Raw genomic sequence first — 20,511 nt, forward strand, 5'->3', positions numbered from 1 at the left:
GCCAAACCACGTCAAAAAGCGTTGCATTTGCCCCGATCCCGACTAAAAAAGGAGAAGAGAATAATTCGCATCTGGTAGAATCTGCCCGTAATTTCAAAGGCTTACCATGCTCTACCCCGAACTGTTCAAATCGTTGGAAGCCGTCCGCTGGCACATGGACAAGGACATCCCCTGGGATACCTTTGACGCCAGCATGCTGACGGACGACCAGGCCAAGACCATTCGCATGAACGCGATCACGGAATGGTCCGCCCTGCCCGCGACCGAGATGTTCCTGCGTGACAACCGCCACGATTCTGATTTTTCGGCGTTCATGAGCATCTGGTTCTTTGAGGAACAGAAGCACTCGCTGGTGCTGATGGAGTACCTGCGCCGCTTCCGCCCGGACCTGGTGCCGACCGAGGAAGAACTGCACGCGGTGCGCTTCGAGTTCGACCCGGCCCCGCCGCTGGAAACCCTGATGCTGCATTTCTGCGGCGAGATCCGCCTGAACCACTGGTACCGCCGCGCCGCCGAATGGCACACGGAACCGGTGATCAAGCATATCTACCGCACCCTGTCGCAGGATGAAGCCCGCCATGGCGGCGCCTACCTGCGCTACATGAAGAAGTACCTGGCGCAGTTCGGCGACAGCGCGCGCGCCGCCTTTGCCAAGATCGGCGTGCTGATGGCCTCGGCCCGCCGCACCGAGAAGCCGCTGCACCCGACCAACCTGCACGTCAACAAGGCGCTGTTCCCCAACGACACGGTGCAGTCGCGCCTGCCGGACCCGGACTGGCTCGAGCACTGGCTGGACGAGCAGATCCGCTTTGACGAAGGCTGGGAGAAGAAGGTCATCGAACGGATCCTGCACAACATGTCGCTGCTGTTCGAACGCACCTTCGAAACGGTGCAGGACCTGAACCGTTACCGCAAGGAACTGAACGCCAGCCTGCAAGGCACGGGCGGGGCCCAGCCGGCGCAAGCCTGAGCGGCCAGTCCGACAGCACGAAAAAAAGCCCCGCCGAAGCGGGGCTTTTTTTGCCCTTCTATTGCCTGGACGCATTCCCGACAAATGCGACCCGCCGCGGCGCACCGGGCCTGATCCGGTTGTGGCGGGTATTCTGCATGGCTGTCTTCCTTATCCTGGAAAATCAAGCGCCTGGATGATAAACGAGCCGGCTGCGATGCAGGTAGTAGCCGGTTACTACATCATTTCATTCCCGTCCCATGTACTGCAACGCTGTCACGCAGCGGCGGCAAACCCATGCCTGGCGCCCGTTCGTCGAATAAACTTATATCCGAAAATAAAATATTCAAAGCACGCGACGATTATCCTGACACTCAATGCGCTGTAAATCCAGCATTACGAATTCATTTAATTCGTGGTGTCATGCCTCGCAATTCCCGGCGTGGCAGCAGGCCAGGCCGGTTGCCGATCCGGCAGGCTGTGCGTGACGGGGTAACCAGGGCCCACCGCCGGCGGAGATCACAAGAAGAGGTACCATCTCGGGCAAGCACGCCGGCTCCGACCAGGGGCTGGCCTCCACTTTCCGATGCCGACCCCCATGTCCGTACCCGCTTTCGAATCCAAGCTGACCCTGCCTGACACCCCCGCCGCGCTGGCCGCGCGCATCGCCACCTTGCCGCGCCCGCTGGTGTTCACCAATGGCGTCTTCGACATCCTGCACCGCGGCCATGCCACCTACCTGGCACAGGCGCGCGCACTGGGCGCGAGCCTGGTGGTCGGCGTCAACAGCGATGCTTCCGTGAAGATGCTGGGCAAGGGCGACGACCGCCCGCTGAACCATGAATTGGACCGCATGGCGCTGCTGGCCGCGCTGGAGTCGGTCGACCTGGTCGCGATGTTCCGCGAACAGACCCCGGTGGAGCTGATCCGCCTGGTACGCCCCGACATCTACGTCAAGGGCGGCGACTACGACATCGACACGCTGGAAGAAACCCGGCTGGTGCGCAGCTGGGGCGGCCAGGCCTACGCCATCCCCTTCCTGCACGACCGCTCGACCACCAAGCTGCTGACCAGGGTACGCCAGGGCAGCTAAGGCTGATCAGGTTGCTCAGGAGCAGGCCAGCACGTCCTCGGCGCCGTAGCGCTGGCGCATGGCCTCGAGCCGGGCGCGCGCCGCGTCGTCGGCATCGCGCACGCGCAGCCACTGCCGCGTGAGTGGCCGCGCGGCCTCGGTCAACATGGCGGTGCGCACGCCGTGGCCGCGCAGGGAATCGAGATATTGCTCGGCATGCTCGCGCTCGCGGAAGAGGCCCAGCGACACCGTATAGGTCGTGGCCTCGGGCGTGCCGGCGGTCACCAGCGAGTACTCCGTCACGTTGCGCCGGCGCAGTTCGGCCAGCTTGCGCTCGGCATGCTCGCGCGTGGGCTGCGCGGGCAGATGGACCCACCAGCGCACCTGTTCCTGCCGCGCGAACGCTTCCACGCGCAGCGCGGCGGCGGCCAGGTCTTCAGTGGCGCGGCGCGCCGCCTGGGCGCTGAAGCCACCGATCTCGATGCAGGCAGCCAGCGTGGCCGACGGCAGCGCGCTGCGCGGTGCGGCATCCGCCGCTGGTGCCGACGCTGGTGCCTGCACCCGCATCCGTTCCCCACGTACCTGCTGCCGCAGCCGCTGCGGCTCACGCGGGGTTTCAAACCAGCCGGCCAGCGGATTCGCGCCGAACACCCCGAGCACCGCCCCCAGCAGCATGGCATTGGCGAGCAGCAGCAACAGCGGGACGATGCGCGGCGAGCGTGGCCGGGCGGGCTGGCCTGGGGCGGTCATGGGTCGGGGTGGATTGAGGCGTGTGAGAAGTTGCGCTGCGCGCTAGGCGCCGGCCGATGCCATCGCGTGCAGGCCAAGCAGCACCAGATTATCGTGCATCTCGAACGGCACCGCGAGCGCGCCAGCCAGCGCGCCGCGGGCACCGCCGGACAGCAGGCAGCGCACGCGGCGACGCGCCGGCCCGCGCTCGCCCAGCGCGCGCCAGGTGCGTTCGATGGCGCCGGCCTGCGCCGCCAGGCAGCCTGCGGCAATGGCGTCGTGCGTGTTGTCGGCCCAGCGCAGGTGCGCGCCGGCCACGGTGCCGGCATCGTCCACGTCCAGTGCCGGCAGCTGCGCGGTGTTGCGCGCCAGCGTGCCCAGCATCAGTGCCAGGCCGGGCAGGATCAGGCCGCCTTCGAAGCGCGCGCTGCCATCTGCCGCGGCCGTGACGATATCCAGCGTGGTGGCGGTGCCCGCGGTCACCACCAGCAGCGTGTCGTGCGGCAGCCAGCGGTGCGCGCCGATGGCGCCGACCCAGCGGTCCACGCCCAGTTGCGTGGGCTCGCGGTAGCCGTTGGCTAGGTTGCCTTGCGCGGCGGCGCTGCGCACCCATTGCACCGGCGCACAGCCCCCGAAGGCCTCGGCCAGCGCTGCATCCACGGCGGCCGCAATCACCGGTCCGGCGACATTGCTGATCCACACCGACGGCATCGGCCCGCTGCCGCGCAGCGCGCGCAGGTCAGCGGCCAGCGCCTGCAGCGCGCCGGCGTCGGCATGGGCGACCGCGCCGCCGTGCTGCCATGGCGTGGGCAGCGCGCCGGTGGCGGGCAGCGCCGCACCGGCTTCGCACCAGGCCCACTTGAGGCGGGTATTGCCGATATCGATCAGCAGATGCGGCGCGCTCATGCGGTGCCTCCCTGCCCCGGCGCGGGCCGCAGCGACAGCTCGCCGCTGGCGATGCGCTCAAGCCCCGCCGGCGTTTCCAGCAGCAGGTGGCCGGCCTCGTCGACGCCGCGCGCCATGCCTTCGGCGATCACCTTGCCCTCGTGCAGCAGCCGCACCGGCTGGTCGCGGTAGGCATCGGCCGCGGACCAGCGCCGCGCCATCGGCCCGAAACCGTGCGCCAGGAACGCGGTGCGCATGGCCGCCAGCCGTTCCAGCAGCGCGGCCAGCAGGCGCGGGGCATCGCGCTGCGCGTCGAAGCCGGGCATGGCCTCGGCCACGCCCGCCAGCTCGCGGCCCAGTGCCGCTTCCATCTGCGCGTCGCGCACCAGGTTCAGGCCGATGCCGATCACGGCCCAGACCCGCTGCGGCCCGGCGGGCACCGCCTCGATCAGGATGCCGGCCAGCTTGCGCTCATCGATCTGGAGGTCATTGGGCCATTTCAGCCCGATCCGTGCGCCGAGGCCCGCCTCGACATCGCCCAGGGCCTCGGCCAGCGCCAGGCCCACGGCCAGGCTCAGGCCGCTCAGCTGCGCCGGCGCCAGCGCCAGCGGCAGTGCCACCGAGAAGGTCATGCCTGCCTGCCCCTGCCACGGCCGGCCCTGGCGCCCGCGCCCGGCGGTCTGGCGGTAGGCCAGGCGCAGCCTGCCGGCGTCGGACCACGGCGCCTGGCGGCAGGCCGCGGTCAGGTCGGCATTGGTGGAGCCAGTTTCCTCCACCAGCTCCAGGGTCCAGTCGCTCAACGCGGGCGACAGCATGCCGCGCAGCGCGCCGGCATCGATGCGCCAGTTGGCGCCGGATGGGGCGGAAGGGTCGGATGGCGTCGGAGGAACAGCGGACATGCGCGGCAAAGGGCTGGGATCGATGGCGATCGTGGAAAACACAGGAGGGGGCAGGGGTGCGCCCCGGGTGCCTGCGGCAGATGCCGCATTGTAGCCGCGCCACCGCCTCGGCACAGCGCGGTCGCGCCAGCGGGGCGGGTGGCTTAGAATCGAGACTCGGTCATCACATCGCATGCCCTTGGAACGCCAGACGACGCCAGACTTCCATATCACGCGCGGGGACGGAACCGTCAGCGTAGCGCTGCGTGGCGACTGGACCGCGCTCGCCCTGGCCGGCTGCCACCAGGCGCGGCAGCTGCGCGCGCAACTGCATCAGCTCGCGCAGGCGCCAGACAGCGCACAGTGGTCGCTGGCCGACGTCGAGCGGCTGGACCATATCGGCGGGCAACTGCTGTGGCAGGCCTGGAACGGCGCGCTGCCGCAGCGGCTCGATGCCAGCGAGGGCCAGCGCCGTGTGTTCGAGCGCATCGCGGCGGTGCAGAACGAGGGCTGGAAGAAGCACATGGTGGACCGCTTCAACCCGGTTACGCTGTTCGGCGCCAGCGTGCTGTCGTTCGGCGCGCAGCTGGGCCGCGGCGTCAGCATGCTGGGCCAGCTGACCTTCGACCTGCTGCGCCTTGCACGCATGCCCCAGCGCGGCCCCTGGCGCGAGATCTCGGCCAATATCTACAACGTGGGTTACAAGGCGCTCGGCATCACCGCGCTGGTCGGCTTCCTGATCGGCATCGTGCTGTCGTACCTGTCGGCCAACCAGTTGCGCACGTTTGGCGCCAGCACGTTTATCGTCAACATCCTGGGCATGGCGGTGATCCGCGAGCTGGGGCCGGTGCTGGCCGCGATCCTGATCGCCGGCCGCTCGGGTTCGGCCATCACCGCGCAGATCGGCGTGATGCGCGTGACCGAAGAGCTCGATGCGATGCTCGTGATGGGCATCTCGCACGGCTTCCGGCTGATCATGCCGCGCGTGATCGCCCTGGCCATCGCCATGCCGCTGCTGGTAGCCTGGACCGACGTGATGGCGCTGGCAGGCGGCATCCTGGCCGCGCGCTGGCAGCTGGGCATCAGCGCCACCTTCTTCCTGCGCGAGCTGCCCGACGCGGTGCCGGTGGCCAACCTGTGGCTCGGACTGGGCAAGGGGGTGGTGTTCGGCATGCTGATCGCGCTGACCGCATGCCACTTCGGGCTGCGCATCAAGCCCAATACGCAAAGCCTGGGCGAAGGCACCACCGCCTCGGTGGTGACCGCGATCACCATGGTGATCCTGGCCGACGCGGTCTTCGCCATCCTGTTCAAGGACGTGGGCCTGTGAGCTCGACGCAAGCGAACGCCACGCCGGACGGCAAACCCGGACCCAAGCCGGACCGCAAGGCGGACCGCACCCCGGTCATCGAGGTACGCGACCTGGTCAAGCGCTTCGGCAAGGCGGTGGTGCATGACCATGTGAACCTGGACGTCTACCGCGACGAGGTGCTGTCCATCGTTGGCGGCTCGGGCAGCGGCAAGACCGTACTGCTGCGCCAGATCGTGGGGCTGGAGCGTCCCACCTCGGGCTGCATCAAGGTGTTCGGCGAAGACCCGACCCGGCTGCGCCCGGCGCAGCTGCAGGCGCTGCGCAACCGCTGGGGGCTGCAGTTCCAGCGCGGCGCGCTGTTTTCGGCGCTGTCGGTGATCGACAATATCGCGCTGCCGCTGCGCGAGCTGCGCGCGCTGCCCGACAACCTGATCTGCCAGGCGGCGCTGCTCAAGCTGCAGCTGGTGGGACTGTCGGCGCGCGATGCCGACAAGATGCCGGCGGACCTGTCCGGCGGCATGATCAAGCGCGTGGCGCTGGCGCGCGCGCTGGCGCTGGAGCCCGAGTTGCTGTTCCTGGACGAGCCCACCGCCGGGCTGGACCCGATGGCCTCGGACGACTACGTGGCGCTGATCCGCGAACTGCGCCGCGAACTGAGCCTGACCGTGGTGATGATCACGCACGACCTGGACACGCTGGTGGCATTGTCCGACCGCGTCGCGGTGCTGGCCGACCACAAGGTGATCGCCGCGGCGCCGATCCCTGAAGTGGTGAAGGTGGACCACCCCTTCATCCGCGAGTATTTCCTGGGCGAGCGCGCCCAGCGCGCCATGCAGGCGCTGCCACCGCACGGGCAGCCGGATGCGGCGCCCCCTGGAGAAGCATGATGGAAAACAAGTCACACGCATTCCTTGCCGGCGTGTTCACCATCGGCCTGGCCGTGCTGGTGCTGTTCGCAATCTTCTGGTTCAGCAGCGACCACGCCGTGCGCGTGCCATACGACCTGATCACGCGCTCCACCGTCAACGGCCTGCAGCCGCAGGGCGACGTGAAATACCGCGGGCTGGCAGTGGGCAAGGTCGAGTCGATCAAGTTCGACCCGCAGGTGCCGGGCCAGATCATTGTGCGCGTCAACGTCAACAAGGACACGCCGATCACGCGCACCACCTATGGCACGCTGGGCTTCCAGGGCGTGACCGGAATCGCCTACGTGCAACTGGACGACAGCGTCACGCACGACGGCGCCACGGCCTCGCCGCCGCTGCCGACCTCGCCCAAGGCGGTGGCACGCATCGCCATGCGCCCCGGCTTCTTCGAAGAACTGGAAAAGCGCGGCGATTCGCTGCTGACGCAGGTCGAGACCATGATGGCCTCGCTCAACGACATGTTCCAGAGCGCCAACCGCACTGAGCTGATGGCCGCGATCCACGCGGTGCGCAAGACCGCGGAAGACTACTCGCGGCTGTCCGATTCGCTGGGCCCGGCCGCCAACCGGCTGCCGAAGGTGACCGAGAACCTGAACGCCACGCTGGAATCGACCCGGCGTCTGACGCAGGAGCTGGCCAACCCCAACGGCACGGTGATGCGCACCGTCGACAGCGTCGGGCGCGACATGCAGGGCGCGGCCTCGTCGGTGCAGTCCGCGGCGGGCACCTTCAGTGAAGAGACCCTGCCGCAGCTCAATGGCCTGGCCCGCGACGCGCGCCAGACCGCGCGCACTTTCGAGCGCGCCGCCGGCCAGTTCAACGAGAGCCCGAGCAGCGTGCTGTTCGGCGCGCCCGCGCCTGCCCCGGGCCCGGGCGAGCCGGGCTTCAGCGCACCGTAGCGCAGCCCGCATGCCGCCCCTCACCCGATACCGCCAACCGCGAGATACCGCCGTGAACCCTGCGACCGAGATGCCACGCCTTCTCCGATCCGCGCGCTCCCGCCTCCAGGCCGCCCTGCTGCTGGCCGCCGCGGGGCTGGCGCTGTCGGGCTGCGCGCTGACGCGCGGCAACAACCCCACCGTCACCTACGACCTCGGCCCGCCGGCCGCCGCCACCCCCGGCAACGGGAACCCTGCGCCGGCGCGGCTGCCCAAACTGCGCGTGGCGCAGACCGACGGGCCCAACTGGCTGGACGGCAACGCCCTCTTCTACCGGTTGCAGTATGCGCAGGCGCAGCGCCTGCAGGCCTACGCCACGCAGCGCTGGGTGATGTCGCCCACGCGCCTGTTCGACGAGCGGCTGCGCGAGGCCGTGGCCGCGCGCGGCACGCTGAGCTGGTTCGGCGACAGCAGCGTGCCGGCGCTGAAGGTAGACCTGATCGAGTTCGACCAGGTGTTCGACAGCGCCACCACCAGCGCAGGCGTGGTGCGGATGCGCGCCACGGTGTTCCAGCAAGGCATGCTCGGCCAGCAGACCTTCGAGGCGCGCCGGCCCGCGGCCAGCGCCGATGGTGCCGGCGGCGTCAAGGCGCTGGCCGAGGCCAGCGACGCGGTGATCGCGGCGCTGCTCGACTGGATCGGCACGCTGCAGCTAAAGTAGACACGCAAGGAGACATGCCATGGAGCCGGCTCCCCCGCCGCCCTCCGCGCCGCCCCCGGCGGCTCAGCCAACGCCCGAAGCCACCGGCCCGCAGCACTCGCCGCTGGCCCGCGTGGGGCTGATTTGCTTCACGCTGCTGGTCGTGTACGCCAGCCTGTACCCGTTCTCGGGCTGGGTCGACAACGGCGTTTCGCCGTTTGCCTTCCTGAGCGCGCCCAAGCCGCGCTACATCACCGACTTCGACCTGCTGACCAATGTGCTGGGATACTTCCCGTTCGGCGCGCTGGTGGTGCTGTCGCTACATCCGCGCATGTCGGGCGGGCGCGCCACGCTGGTGGCACTGGTGGCCGGGGCGCTGCTGTCGGCCTGCATGGAGGCCTTCCAGACCTGGCTGCCAAGCCGCATCTCTTCCAATATCGACCTGATCACCAATGCGCTGGGCGCGCTGCTGGGCGGCGCGGTGGTGGCGCCGTTCACCCGGGCCCTGATCGACGACGGGCGCCTGACGCGCCTGCGCCATGCGTGGTTCGAGCCCCACGCCAGCTTTGCCATCATCCTGCTGCTGCTGTGGCCGTTTGCGCAGGTGTTTCCGCAAGAGCACCTGTTCGGCATGGGCGGCATCGTGCGCGAATGGCTGACCGACCCGGAGTCCTGGCCGATGCAGGTGCTGCAGATGGTGTTCCCGCAGCTGGAGGCCTGGCAGGACCACATCGGCCTGCGGCCCGAGGACATGCAGAGCCAGCAGTTGCTGGAATCGCTGGTGACCGCCAGCAGCTGGGTCGGCACCGGCCTGTTCGCCTCGATCGCGATGCGCCGCAGCGCGCCGATGCTGCGCATCCTGGCCGGCCTGCTGGCCGCGGCGCTGCTGCTCAAGGCTACCGCGGCCGAACTGCAGTTTCCGTCCGAGAGCGCCTTTGTCTGGCTGTCCGAAGGCGGGCGCTTTGCCTTGCTGACCAGCTCGCTGGTGCTGGCGCTGCTGCTGTACCTGCCGCGCTGGCTGCGCGCGGTGCTGGCGATGGTGGCGCTGATCGTGCTGGTGGTGCTGACCAATGTGCTGCCATCCAACCCCTATGCGTGGATCTCGGAGCAAGGCTGGCGCATGGGCCGCTTCATCCACTTCAACAGCCTGGCGCAATGGCTGGGCTGGCTGTGGCCGTTCCTGGCGTTCTGCTATGTGATCTGGCGCTTCGAACAGGTCAGCCTGCGCCGCCATGCCAGGAAAAAAGCCGCGGCGCGCCGTGAGGCGGCCGCGGCCGGTACGCAGGAATAGCGCTGGCGGGGCCTAGTGCAACTGCCCGCCCTGCTCGCGCACATCGGCGCGGTTCGACAGCGCCGTCGCCACCGCCATGCGCAACCCCTTCACCAGCGTTTCCTGCGCCAGGCTGGGCTGGCCCGGATGGCGCGCCGCCTGCTCGGGCAGGTAGGGGATGTGGATAAAGCCGCCGCGCACGTCGCCATCCGGCTGCTGCGCCAGCCGGTGCATCAGCCCGTAGAAGACATGGTTGCAGACGAAGGTGCCGGCGGTCTGTGACACCGAGGCCGGCACCCCCGCCGCGCGCATGTCGCGCACCATCGCCTTGATCGGCAGCGTGGCAAAGTAGGCGGCCGGGCCACCCGCGACGATGGCGGTATCGATCGGCTGGGCGCCGGCGTTGTCGGCAATGCGCGCATCGTCGACATTGATCGCCACGCGCTCCACCGACATCTCGGCGCGCCCGCCGGCCTGGCCCACGGCAATCACCAGCGCGGGCCGCAGCACGTCGACCAGCTCGCCGATGGTGTCGATCGCCGCGCCGAACACGCACGGCAGCTGCCGCGCCACGATCACCGCGTCGCCCACGCGCTCGCCGTCGAGCGCGCGCACGGCCTCCCATGAGGGATTGATCGGTTCATTCTCGAACGGCTCGAAGCCGGTCAGCAGCACAGTACGCATGGCGGGGCTCCGCGGTTACATCAGGAAGTACAGCAGCGCGATATTGGCCACGAGGATCGCCAGCGCGGTCGGCACCTGCGCGCGGATCACGGCATTCTTGTCGTCGAGTTCCAGCAGCGCCGCCGGCACGATATTGAAGTTGGCCGCCATCGGCGTCATCAGCGTACCGCAATAGCCCGAGAACATGCCGATCGCCGCCATCACCGCCGGGTTGCCGCCGAACATGCCGACCAGGATCGGCACGCCCACGCCGCCGGTCATCACCGGGAAGGCCGCGAAGCCATTGCCCATGATCACCGTGAACAGCGCCATGCCGACGCAGTAGACCGCCACCGCCACCAGCTTGTAGTCCATGTTGATATAGGCGGTGGACAGGTGCGCCACGGCCTTGCCCACACCCGCGTCGGCGAACACCAGGCCCAGCATCGCCAGCATCTGCGGCAACACCAGCGCCCAGCCCAGCGACTCGGTCAGGCGGCGCGACTCGCGCAGGCCCTGCGCCACGGTGTCGCGCGTGAGCCAGCACACCACCGCCAGCGAGATCAGGCAGCCGATCCCCAGCGAGACAAAGGTCACGTTCTTGGGATCGAGCAGCGGCAGGCCGGCGATCTTGACGTTCTTGAACAGCATGGTGCCGATCACGGTCACCAGCGGGATCAGCAGCGCCGGGATGAACAGCTTGTTGCCCAGGCGGCGCGCGCTGGCGCGGCGTTCTTCCTCGGGCAGGCTGTGGTGCTTGCCGTGGCCGACGCCGCCAAAGCCCGCAATCAGCGCCATCACCACCGCGCCGATGCCGACCGCGGCCGGCGGCAGCCGGTCGCCAATCAGGAATACGATCGCGTACAGCAGCCAGAACAGGCCGGTGCTGAGGCGGCGCGGATGCTCGCGGTCGGCGAAGGTCATCAGCGCGGTGATTGCCAGCACCAGACCGGCGAGCCAGTAGAGATATTCGATGGAAATGATCATGGCGCGCTCCTTACTCGGCGCTCTTGGCAGGCGCGGCGGCCGTGGCGGCCTTGCCGCCCAGCTCGCGCTCGAGCCAGCGGTCCAGGCGCTTCAGGCGCACGGCGTGAATCAGGAAGGCGCAGATCGCGGTGGGGATGCCCCACACGGCAATATGCAGCGGCTCCACGTCGATGTTCGACGACAGCAGGAAGGTGTGCATCAGCGCGATCGCGCCGAAGGCCACGAAGATGTCTTCGCCAAAGAACAAGCCGACATTGTCGGTGGCGGCGCAGAACGCCAGGATGCGCTGGCGCACCGGCTCGGGCAGGTGGCCGAAGCGGTTCTCGGCCGCGCCCTCGGCCATCGGCGCCAGCAGCGGGCGCACCATCTGCGGATGCCCGCCCAGGCTAGTCAGGCCGATCGCGGCGGTCAGCTCGCGCACGCCCAGGTAGACGATCAGCAGGCGGCCAACCGTGGCCGATGCGATGCGCGCAATCCATGCCTGTGCATGCTCGCGCAGCCCGTGCCGCTCCAGCAGGCCGATCACGGCCAGCGGCAGCAGGATGATCAGCGGCAGGTTGCGCGCCTTGACGAAGGCGGTACCGATCGCCGAGAAGATCTGCATCAGCGGCATCGGCGCGGCCAGCCCCGTGGCCAGCGCGGCGAGCACCACCACCAGCATGGGATTGAAGCGCAGCACGAAGCCGATGATGATGACGCCGACCCCGACAAGGGGCCAGAGATTGACTGCCTGTTCCATAAGAGACACCAAACGAGTGTGATGGAGGCGAGCGGACGGCAGCCGTCTTACCGCACGACGGGGCCGGCCGCAGTGGATGCTGGCGGTTGAGACGGAGTGCTCAGTCGCCGGCGCGGACCGCGATGCCTTCCGCGCCCAGCCGTTCCCGGATGCGGCGCGCAAAGGCCAGCGCGTGGGCGCCGTCGCCGTGCAGACACACGGTTTCGGCTTGAATCGGTACCCAGGTGCCGTCGATGGCGCGCACGCGTTTCTCGCGCACCATGGTCAGGGTCTGGTTCAGGGCGACTTCCTCGTCCTCATGCAGCGCACCCGGCGTGCCGCGCTTGACCAGCGTGCCGTCGGGGTTGTAGCCGCGGTCGGCAAAGACCTCCTGCTTGACGCGCAGGCCAGCCTCCTTGGCGATATCGATCATCTGGCTGCCGGCCAGGCCGAAGAACACCAGGTCGGCATCGAAGTCGCGCACCGCGCGCACGATGGCGCGGGCCAGCGCCGGATCGCGCACGGCCTGGTTGTACAGCGCGCCATGCGGCTTGACGTGATGCAGCTCGCCGCCCTGTGCGCGCACGATCGCGTCGAGCGCGCCGATCTGATACAGCACGTCGGCGTAGACGTGTTCCGGGTCGCGCTGCATCTCGGTGCGGCCGAAGTTCTCGCGGTCGGGGTAGCTCGGGTGCGCCCCGATCGCCACGCCGCGCTCCAGCGCCCACTTCACCGTCCGCACCATGGTGGCCGCGTCGCCCGCGTGCCAGCCGCATGCGATATTGGCCGAACTGATCAGCGCCAACAGCGCCTCGTCGTTATCACAGCCTTCGCCAAGGTCGGCGTTCAAATCGATATGCATTGCCATTCTCCTGTGCGGCGCATTGCGTCGCCCGATTGCTGTTGCGCGTGCGCGCCTATGCGGCCACGCGCGTGTGTGCGCGCCGCCGCGCGCCGATGGGCATGCCATCGCCCTGCCACCGCAGCGCCTGGTCGATCTGGCGCAGGTAGCGCTCCAGCTCGGCCTGCGCCACCTCTGCCTGCGCCAGCGTCACCTGCACGAAACGCACCGGCGCACCCAGCGGCACCTGCGCCAGCCGCCACAGGTCCGCGCCGATCACCACGCCGATCTTGGGGTAGCCGCCAGTGGTTTGCGCATCGGCCATCAGCGCGATCGGCTGGCCGCCCGGCGGCACCTGCATCACGCCCGGCACCACGCCATGCGACAGCAGGTCGGCGCTGCGCTCGGCGCGCCGCGCCAGCGCGGGCCCGTTCAGGCGCAGCCCCATGCGGTCGCTGTTGGGCGTGACGGTCCAGTCGGCCTGCCACAGCGCGGCCTGCGATGCCGCGTCGAAGTCCTCATATTCAGGCCCCGGCAGCATGCGGACCGGCGTGGCCTTGCCCTCGATGCTGGCGGGCAGCGCCCACGCCGGCGCCTGCACGCCGATCCAGTCGGTCTCGGCCACCAGCCCGGGGCGCCCCGCCGCCAGGCGGTCGCCTTCCTGCAGCGCGCGCCCGCCCAGCCCGCCAAAGCCTGACTTCAGGTCGGTGCTGCGCGAGCCCATCACCGGCTCTACGTCGATGCCGCCCGCCACGCACAGGTACACGCGCGTGCCGCCGCGCGTCGACGGCAGCGTCAGCGTCTCGCCCTTGTGCACGTCAAAGGCATGCCACGACCACACCGGCACGCCGTCGAGGTTGGCGCCGCATTCGGCACCGGCCAGCGCTACGCGCATATCGGCATGGAAGCGCAGCGCGGCGCGGCCCAGCGTGAATTCAATGGCGGCACAGCCCGGCGCATTGCCGAGCAGGCGGTTGCCGACTTCCACCGCCAGCATGTCCATCGCCCCGCAACGGCCGACGCCAAAACGGCGAAAGCCGGTACGGCCCAGGTCCTGCACCGAGGCGAGCGCGCCGGGACGAATGATTTCGATCACGCGATGACTTCCTCGGCAACAAAGCGCACGGTATCGCCGGGCGCAAACAGGGACGGCGGATCCCGGTCCGCCACGAAGAGCTCGGCGTCGGTGCGCCCGATCAGCTGCCAGCCGCCCGGCAGCACCGCCGGATAGATCCCGGTCTGCTCGCCGCCAATGCCGACCGATCCGGCCGGCACCGCCACCCGCGGCTCACGCCGGCGCGGCGTGGCCAGCTCCGGTGCCAGGCCGCCCATATAGGCAAATCCCGGCTGGAAGCCCAGGAAGTAGACGACGTACTCGCCGGCAGCGTGGCGGCGCACCACTTCCTGCGGCGTCAGCCCGGTATGGGCCGCCACATCGCCCAGGTCCGGGCCATGCTCGCCGCCGTAGCGCACCGGGATCTCCACCAGCTTGCCGGTGGCATTGCGCGCCTCGCCGGAGGCCCACGCGAGCTTCAGGTTGCGCTCCAGCGCGTCCACGTCGGCGCTGCCGTCGAAGATCACGGTCAGGTTGTTCATGCCCGGCACCACGTCAACTACCCCGCGCCAGTCCGCGGCCCGGGCGGCCATCGCCCAGATGCGGCGCTGGACTTCGAGCGAGGCGGGGGGAGCCACGCTGTACAGCAGCGCCTGCTCGGCGAGTCGGTGGACGGTGCAGTTCATGGGATTCCCGGTAGCTCATTTGCTACCAGTTTAGGCAGGCAAGCCGGAATGTGACGTGTTTGTATTTCATCGATAATTTATCGATGAATTCATCATATCGAAATGAACCATAGGGGGACAGTCGGGGTTGACCCTAGGATCGGGGCCGGGACGGCTTCGGGTGTGCGGCGCCAGGCCGGCGGAGTAGGATTTAATCCTACTGATTGGAGACCGCCATGCGAACCACCCAACAACTGAGCGTGACGCTTCCTACCGAGATGGCTCAGGCCGTTAAGGAAAAGGTGCGGTCCGGCGAGTACGCCAGCGAGAGCGAGGTCATTCGCGACGGCCTGCGAGCGCTCTTGGCACGTGACCGGGCCGTGGACAACTGGCTGCTCCAGCAGGTTGGCCCTGCTTATGACGCGCTAAGGGCAGACCCGTCTCGTGCTTTAACGGCTGACGGGATCCGCGCCCGCCTGGCTGCCAAACATGCCGGGAAGACCAAAGCCTGATGAGGATCTATCCCGTCGTCTTTGCACCAGAACCAAAGAAAAACGGCCGGGAATCCCGGCCGCATTTCATTCCATCCACTGACAAACCCCGCTCAGGCAAACCCCGCCTGATGCGCCTGCTGGTCTGCGTGGTACGAACTCCGCACCATCGCGCCCACCGCAGCGTGGGTGAAGCCCATCTTGTAAGCCTCTTCCTCGAACATCTTGAAGGTGTCGGGATGCACGTAGCGCAGCACCGGCAGGTGGTGATTCGACGGCGCCAGGTACTGGCCGATGGTCAGCATGTCGATGTCGTGGGCACGCATGTCGCGCATGACCTCGAGGATTTCCTCGTCGGTCTCGCCCAGGCCCACCATCAGGCCGGACTTGGTCGGCACGTTCGGGTTGCGGCGCTTGAATTCCTGCAGCAGCTTGAGCGAGTGCGCATAGTCCGCGCCCGGGCGGGCCTGCTTGTACAGGCGCGGCACGGTTTCCATGTTGTGGTTCATCACGTCCGGCGGGCAGGCCTGCAGGATGTCCAGCGCCTTGTCCAGGCGGCCACGGAAGTCGGGCACCAGCACTTCGATGCGGGTAACGGGCGACAGCTCGCGCGTCTGCGAGATGCAGTCGACATAGTGCTGGGCGCCGCCGTCACGCAGGTCGTCGCGGTCGACGCTGGTGATCACCACGTAGTTCAGCTTGAGCTGGGCGATGGTGCGGGCCAGGTTGCCCGGCTCGTTCACATCCAGCGGATCGGGGCGGCCGTGGCCCACGTCGCAGAACGGGCAGCGGCGCGTGCACTTGTCGCCCATGATCATGAAGGTGGCGGTGCCCTTGCCGAAGCACTCGCCGATATTGGGGCAGCTGGCTTCCTCGCACACCGTCACCAGGTTGTTGGCGCGCAGGATGTCCTTGATCTCGTAGAAGCGTGAGCTGCCGGTGGCGGCCTTGACGCGGATCCAGTCCGGCTTCTTGAGCTTTTCGGCCGGCACGATCTTGATGGGGATGCGTGCGGTCTTGTCGGCCGACTTCTGCTTGCGGGTCGGGTCATACTGCTCCGCGGGGGACTGCGGGGCTTCGCTGGAAGTGGCGATCAGGGCGTCGCTCATACATTTCTCCGCACGCGCTCAGCGTGCATTTCGCTTTTGACTAGGAGGCCAGGGCCGTCTCACCCGGCTGCTTCGCTTCAGCCGGGGCGGCAGTTCCTTCGGCAGCCAGCGCGCGGGCTTCATGCGCTGCCAGCACCTCGCACAATGCTGCCGCCAGGCGCTGTGCGATTTCCGGTTGTTGTGCCGCGGTCACGGGCAAGGGCGCGCCGTTGGCATCCGCCGCCGCGAAGGTGGCGCCCGCGCTGGCCATGTCGACTGTTTCCAGCCCGGCATAGCCGCAGGGATTGATGCGCAGGAACGGCGACAGGTCCATCTGCACGTTGAGGCTGACGCCGTGGTAGCTGCAGCCGTTGCGGATCTTGAGGCCGAGCGCGGCAATCTTGGCGCCCTGGTGCGGCCCGTCGGACAGGTAGATGCCGGGGGCGCCGGGCTTGCGTTCGGCTGCGAGATTATACGCTGCGAGCGTGTCCAGCACCGCCTGCTCGATGCCGTGCACCAGCTCACGTACCATCAGGCGGCGGCGGCGCAGATCGAGCAGCAGGTAGGCCACGACCTGGCCGGGACCGTGATATGTGATCTGCCCGCCACGATCGATCTGCACGACCGGGATGTTGTCATCCGGCGACAGCAGGTGTGCGGGATCACCCGCCTGGCCCAGGGTGTAGACCGGCGGATGCTCGACCAGCCAGACCTGGTCGGGCGTCTCGGGCGTGCGTGCGGCGGTGAAGGCGCGCATCGCGTCGAAACACGGCTGATAGTCCTCGCGGCCGCGTTCGATGACTTGAATCGGATGCATGGCGAGAGTGTAACGAAAAGGGCCGGCTTGCGCCGGCCCTGCCTCGGTCACTTCTGCTGCCCGCTCAGGGCGTCAGTCCGGCGGGAATCGCCCGATGCGTCACGCGACCAGACCAGGCGCAGATGCCCGCGGTCGCGATGTGATGTGGACAATGCCCCGTCAGCCTTGGCCTCAGGATGCGGTGACCTGGTCCTGGTTCGGCGTCCACTCCGTGCCTCGAACTAGGCGGCGCAGGCTGCGGTACACCAGGTGCGGCACGTCAGCCAGCGCCAGCGCCGGGCGGCGCGCTTCCGCGATCAGGGCGAGGCGCACCGGGTGCAGCGCACGCGGGTCTACACTCAGCACCACCTCGTCACCCGAACGCAGCAGCAGGCTGCCGCCACAACGCAGCCAGTAGTCCTCTGAATCTTTCTCGCGGGTCAGCCATACATCGGTGCCGCGGGCCTCTTCGACATGCAGGCGCTGGGCAGCATGCACCGACAGCGTGGTGACTTCGCCAGGATTCAGTGTGAACACGGTCGTTGTGAGCACGGTTTTCATGGTGGTTCTCCGTTCAGCCGGCCTCGGCGGGAATACGCCAGACGCAGTACGAATTCGCGGCGGGGCACCGGAACTGGCCCGGCAAGGGGACCAGGCCAGTTAAATCCTACGAATATCGCCGTGAAGTAAATGACTACTGCGGGGGCCGGTGATGGAATATTAGTGATTGCCCGGCCACTATCAAAACGATATATTTTCCTTGTTCTTGTTAGACAAACTCACATACACACGACCGCCTGGAGACCACCATGGCATGGAAGAGCGCCTGGGAAAAGGACCTGCCGCGCGGCTGGCACCGCGAGCTGCCGCGCCTGCCGGCGCTGACCGCGCTGCGCGCCTTCGAGGCCGCGGCGCGGCACGAGAGCTTTTCGCGCGCGGCCACGGAGCTGTTTGTCACGCACGGCGCGGTCAGCCACCAGATCCGTGCGCTGGAAGAAGAACTGGGCATGCCGCTGTTCGAGCGCCACGGAAAGCGCGTCGCGCTGACGCCGTCGGGGCGCCTCTATGCCGAGCGCGTGCGTGACGCGCTGCTGCAGATCGCCGATGCCACGCGCGCGCTGCAGGCCGGCAACCGCGACAAGCGCCTGACCATCAGCACCATGCCGTCGTTTGCCGCGCGCTGGCTGACGCCGCGCATCGGCAGCTTTATCGAGCGCCACCCGGAGCTGGATGTCGAGCTGCTGTCGTCGAACACGCTGGTCAACTTTGCGCATGAGGAAGTCGATATCGCGCTGCGCATGGGCAGCGGCGACTATCCCGGCCTGTATGTGGAGCGGCTGCTGGACGACGTCTTCTTCCCGGTCTGCAGCCCCGGCTTCAATGGCGGACGGCTGCCCGAGCGGCCGCAGGACATGGCCGGCTTGCCGCTGCTGCGCGGCGAGGGCGATCCGTGGAAGCCGTGGTTCGAGGCCGCCGGGCTGGATTGGCCGGAACCGCGCAAGGGCCTGCTGCTGGAAGATTCCTCGCTGCTGCTGCAGGCCGCATCCGAAGGCCAGGGCATTGCGCTGATCCGCTCCTCGCTGGCCTACAACGACCTGCTGGCCGGGCGCGTGGTGCGGCTGTTCGATGTCAGCATCGCCTGCCCCTGGCTGCTGTACTTCGTATGCGCGCCGGGTTCGCTGAACCTGCCCAAGGTGCAGGCGTTCCGCGGCTGGCTGCTGCCCGAGATCGAGCGCTTCCGCGAGGTGCTGGCGCAGTGGGAGTGAACTAGTCTTCCGACGCTTCGCCGGCGTCAGCAGGATCGGCGGCCGCGTCAGCTGCCGGCCTGGCGCGCGCCCGGCCGGCCCGCGGATGGGCCTTGTCGTAGACCTTCGCCAGGTGCTGGAAATCCAGCGCGGTATAGACCTGCGTGGTCGAGATGCTGGCATGGCCCAGCATCTCCTGCACCGCGCGCAGGTCGCCCGACGACTGCAGCACGTGGGTGGCAAACGAATGCCGCAGCATATGCGGATGCACATCGGCCGGCACGCCGGCGCGCAGCGCCTGTTGCTTGAGCCGCAACTGCACCGTGCGCATCGACAGGCGCCGCCCGCGCGGGCCGAGGAACAGGGCGTGCGCATCTTCCGGCAAGGCGCCGGGGCGCAGCAGCGTGTCGCGCACCGCCAGCCAGGCGCGCAGCGCCTCGACCGCCTTGCTGCCGACCGGCACCGAGCGCTGGCGCGAACCCTTGCCGGTCACGGTGACTTCCGCGCCGGCCAGGTCGAGCCAGCCGCTGGAGCGGTAGCCGTCGGCATCGGCATAGCGCAGGTCCAGCTGCACCAGCTCGGACAACCGCAGCCCGCTTGAATAGAACAGCTCATAGACCGCATGGTCGCGCAGTGCCTGGGCATCCGTGCCGGCAGGATGCGCGACCAGCGCCACCGCGTGCTCGACCGACAGCGCCTTGGGCAGCGCGTGGCCCGAGCGCGGCGCGCGCACGCCGTCGACCGGGTTCACCGTGACGCCATGGCCGTGGCGCGCCGCCCACTGGAAAAAACCGCGCCATGCCGACAATGTGCGCGCGATGCTGGTGCCGACCAGCCCGGCGCCATGCAGCCGCGCGGCAAAGTTGCGGATATGGTGGGTCTGCAGTGCCAGCAGGGCCACGCCAGGCGCATAGCGCGCCGCGTGCCCCTGCAGCACGCGCAGGTCGCGGCTGTAGCTGGTCAGCGTGTGCTCAGCCAGCTTGCGGCTGCCGCGCAGCCAGTCGAGGTAGCGCGTGACCAGCGGCTCGGGTGCCGGCGGCGGGCTGTCGCTGGCAGGCGCGATATCCGCAACCACGCTGCGGGGCGGCCGGCGTGCAGTCATGGCGTCAGGCGTGGGCCGCCGCGCCTCAGTCGCGCAGCCGGTGCAGCGCGGCGCCGGCGACTTCGCCGATCTGCGACAGGTAGGCGGTGCCCATGCCTTCGTGGAAACGGCGCGGATCGGGCGAGCCCAGCACCAGCAGGCCAAAGGCTGCGCCGCGCACGTCGGCACCGGGCTCGGCATCCCCCGCGCGCACCGGCACGCGCAGCGTCACCATCGCCAGCGAGGTGATATCGTCGCGCTCCAGCAGCCCCGCCGCCTCGAAGCCGCCGTTGCTGCCGCAGTATGGCGCACGCAGGCCTTCGGCAAAGATGCGCAGGTCTTCGCTGGCGCCCTGCGCCACTTCCATATGGACGTATTGCTCGGCCACGTCCCACAGCCTGAGCGCCACCGCCGGCACGTCGAACACCTGCTGCAGGCCGTCCTGCACCGCATAGGGCAGCGCGTGCGAATCGGCTTCGGCCAGCAGGCGCAGCTGCCAGGCATGCATGCGCTGCTGGGTGCGGTCGTTGTCATGGCCGTGGCGGACCAGGTCCGCCAGGCGCAGCTCAAGGCCCTTGTTCTTCTCGCGCAGGATTTCCATCTGGCGTTCCTGCAGCGACACGGCGCGGTGGCTGTGCGGGCTGGTCAGCTGCACCGCGGCCAGCAGTTCGGCGTGTTCTTCGAAGAATTCGGGGTGGCTCTGCAGGTAGGCGGCAACGTCTTGGGCGTTCATGGGGCGTGGACCGGTAGAGGTAAAGTGGGTGGCAGTTTAGCAAAGGGGCC

23 protein-coding genes are annotated in these 20,511 nt (G+C 68.5%); 9 read left to right on the forward strand and 14 right to left on the reverse strand.

Going from position 1 to position 20,511, the window contains the following annotated elements:
* Positions 1-106 precede the first annotated feature (106 nt).
* The gene (locus AC07UK_RS29245) at positions 107-970 is read left to right on the forward strand and encodes a ferritin family protein (protein WP_013955226.1); all 864 of its coding nucleotides are present in this window, start codon (positions 107-109) and stop codon (positions 968-970) included.
* A 577-nt stretch (positions 971-1,547) separates the two neighbouring features.
* On the forward strand, positions 1,548-2,042 hold the full coding sequence (gene rfaE2 / locus AC07UK_RS29250; RefSeq protein WP_436220584.1) for a D-glycero-beta-D-manno-heptose 1-phosphate adenylyltransferase: 495 nt from the start codon (positions 1,548-1,550) through the stop codon (positions 2,040-2,042).
* A 15-nt stretch (positions 2,043-2,057) separates the two neighbouring features.
* Here the strand turns inward: rfaE2 and AC07UK_RS29255 are convergent, their stop codons facing one another.
* Genes AC07UK_RS29255 through AC07UK_RS29265 form a run of 3 tightly spaced genes read right to left on the reverse strand, consistent with a single transcriptional unit; the run spans position 2,058 to position 4,534 of the window.
* Positions 2,058-2,771: an SPOR domain-containing protein gene (locus tag AC07UK_RS29255; protein WP_436220583.1), complete on the reverse strand. Its 714-nt coding sequence runs from the start codon at positions 2,769-2,771 to the stop codon at positions 2,058-2,060.
* A 42-nt stretch (positions 2,772-2,813) separates the two neighbouring features.
* On the reverse strand, positions 2,814-3,656 hold the full coding sequence (locus tag AC07UK_RS29260) for a type III pantothenate kinase (protein ID WP_436220582.1): 843 nt from the start codon (positions 3,654-3,656) through the stop codon (positions 2,814-2,816).
* Entirely contained in the window at positions 3,653-4,534 is an 882-nt protein-coding gene (locus AC07UK_RS29265; protein WP_153955000.1) for a biotin--[acetyl-CoA-carboxylase] ligase, read from the reverse strand. The genes AC07UK_RS29260 and AC07UK_RS29265 overlap by 4 nt, the downstream gene beginning before the upstream one ends.
* 172 nt (positions 4,535-4,706) lie before the next feature.
* On the opposite strand from AC07UK_RS29265, the gene AC07UK_RS29270 reads away from it, so the two are divergent.
* The 5 genes from AC07UK_RS29270 (at position 4,707) to AC07UK_RS29290 (ending at position 9,620) form a co-directional block, all read left to right on the forward strand.
* Complete coding sequence (locus AC07UK_RS29270) at positions 4,707-5,843, forward strand: MlaE family ABC transporter permease (RefSeq protein ID WP_436220581.1); 1,137 nt, start codon at positions 4,707-4,709, stop codon at positions 5,841-5,843.
* A complete protein-coding gene (locus tag AC07UK_RS29275; RefSeq protein WP_436220580.1) occupies positions 5,840-6,712 on the forward strand; it encodes an ABC transporter ATP-binding protein in 873 nt (290 codons plus the stop codon). The genes AC07UK_RS29270 and AC07UK_RS29275 overlap by 4 nt, the downstream gene beginning before the upstream one ends.
* Positions 6,709-7,650 (forward strand): MlaD family protein, encoded by a 942-nt coding sequence (locus tag AC07UK_RS29280; protein WP_436220579.1) that lies wholly within the window; start codon positions 6,709-6,711, stop codon positions 7,648-7,650. Before AC07UK_RS29275 ends, AC07UK_RS29280 begins: the two co-directional genes overlap by 4 nt.
* 70 nt (positions 7,651-7,720) lie before the next feature.
* Positions 7,721-8,350 (forward strand): ABC-type transport auxiliary lipoprotein family protein, encoded by a 630-nt coding sequence (locus AC07UK_RS29285; protein WP_436220578.1) that lies wholly within the window; start codon positions 7,721-7,723, stop codon positions 8,348-8,350.
* 19 nt (positions 8,351-8,369) lie between these two features.
* Complete coding sequence (locus AC07UK_RS29290) at positions 8,370-9,620, forward strand: VanZ family protein (RefSeq protein ID WP_436220577.1); 1,251 nt, start codon at positions 8,370-8,372, stop codon at positions 9,618-9,620.
* 12 nt (positions 9,621-9,632) lie between these two features.
* Here the strand turns inward: AC07UK_RS29290 and pcp are convergent, their stop codons facing one another.
* The 6 genes from pcp to pxpB form a co-directional block, all read right to left on the reverse strand.
* A complete protein-coding gene (gene pcp / locus AC07UK_RS29295; protein ID WP_436220576.1) occupies positions 9,633-10,283 on the reverse strand; it encodes a pyroglutamyl-peptidase I in 651 nt (216 codons plus the stop codon).
* A 15-nt stretch (positions 10,284-10,298) separates the two neighbouring features.
* Entirely contained in the window at positions 10,299-11,249 is a 951-nt protein-coding gene (locus AC07UK_RS29300) for a DUF979 domain-containing protein (RefSeq protein WP_013955215.1), read from the reverse strand.
* Between the two features lie 10 nt (positions 11,250-11,259).
* A complete protein-coding gene (locus AC07UK_RS29305) occupies positions 11,260-11,988 on the reverse strand; it encodes a DUF969 domain-containing protein (RefSeq protein WP_436220575.1) in 729 nt (242 codons plus the stop codon).
* 100 nt (positions 11,989-12,088) lie between these two features.
* Positions 12,089-12,829, reverse strand: a complete 741-nt coding sequence (gene pxpA / locus AC07UK_RS29310; RefSeq protein WP_436220574.1) for a 5-oxoprolinase subunit PxpA — start codon at positions 12,827-12,829, stop codon at positions 12,089-12,091.
* A gap of 55 nt (positions 12,830-12,884) precedes the next feature.
* Positions 12,885-13,904, reverse strand: a complete 1,020-nt coding sequence (locus tag AC07UK_RS29315; RefSeq protein WP_494686947.1) for a 5-oxoprolinase subunit C family protein — start codon at positions 13,902-13,904, stop codon at positions 12,885-12,887.
* On the reverse strand, positions 13,901-14,548 hold the full coding sequence (pxpB, locus tag AC07UK_RS29320) for a 5-oxoprolinase subunit PxpB (RefSeq protein ID WP_114133774.1): 648 nt from the start codon (positions 14,546-14,548) through the stop codon (positions 13,901-13,903). Before pxpB ends, AC07UK_RS29315 begins: the two co-directional genes overlap by 4 nt.
* Before the next feature lie 215 nt (positions 14,549-14,763).
* Here pxpB and AC07UK_RS29325 point away from each other — a divergent pair, with 215 nt between their 5' ends.
* The gene (locus tag AC07UK_RS29325) at positions 14,764-15,039 is read left to right on the forward strand and encodes a ribbon-helix-helix domain-containing protein (RefSeq protein WP_436220572.1); all 276 of its coding nucleotides are present in this window, start codon (positions 14,764-14,766) and stop codon (positions 15,037-15,039) included.
* 92 nt (positions 15,040-15,131) lie between these two features.
* Here AC07UK_RS29325 and lipA read toward each other — a convergent pair whose 3' ends face one another.
* The 3 genes from lipA to AC07UK_RS29340 form a co-directional block, all read right to left on the reverse strand.
* The gene (gene lipA / locus AC07UK_RS29330) at positions 15,132-16,127 is read right to left on the reverse strand and encodes a lipoyl synthase (RefSeq protein ID WP_316152273.1); all 996 of its coding nucleotides are present in this window, start codon (positions 16,125-16,127) and stop codon (positions 15,132-15,134) included.
* Positions 16,128-16,167: 40 nt separating this feature from the next.
* The gene (lipB, locus tag AC07UK_RS29335; RefSeq protein WP_436220571.1) at positions 16,168-16,923 is read right to left on the reverse strand and encodes a lipoyl(octanoyl) transferase LipB; all 756 of its coding nucleotides are present in this window, start codon (positions 16,921-16,923) and stop codon (positions 16,168-16,170) included.
* 171 nt (positions 16,924-17,094) lie between these two features.
* Positions 17,095-17,463 carry a DUF2917 domain-containing protein gene (locus AC07UK_RS29340; RefSeq protein ID WP_013955208.1) on the reverse strand — a complete coding sequence of 123 codons (369 nt, stop codon included), beginning with the start codon at positions 17,461-17,463 and terminating at the stop codon, positions 17,095-17,097.
* Between the two features lie 248 nt (positions 17,464-17,711).
* On the opposite strand from AC07UK_RS29340, the gene AC07UK_RS29345 reads away from it, so the two are divergent.
* Positions 17,712-18,668, forward strand: a complete 957-nt coding sequence (locus AC07UK_RS29345; RefSeq protein WP_013955207.1) for a transcriptional regulator GcvA — start codon at positions 17,712-17,714, stop codon at positions 18,666-18,668.
* A gap of 1 nt (position 18,669) precedes the next feature.
* On the opposite strand, the gene AC07UK_RS29350 is transcribed toward AC07UK_RS29345, so the two are convergent.
* Positions 18,670-19,749, reverse strand: coding sequence for a tyrosine recombinase XerC (locus AC07UK_RS29350; protein ID WP_494686946.1), 1,080 nt, complete (start codon positions 19,747-19,749; stop codon positions 18,670-18,672).
* 25 nt (positions 19,750-19,774) lie between these two features.
* On the reverse strand, positions 19,775-20,461 hold the full coding sequence (locus tag AC07UK_RS29355; protein ID WP_436220569.1) for a DUF484 family protein: 687 nt from the start codon (positions 20,459-20,461) through the stop codon (positions 19,775-19,777).
* Positions 20,462-20,511: the final 50 nt, after the last annotated feature.

The sequence above is a fragment of the Cupriavidus sp. GW821-FHT07C08 genome, from assembly GCF_059419025.1.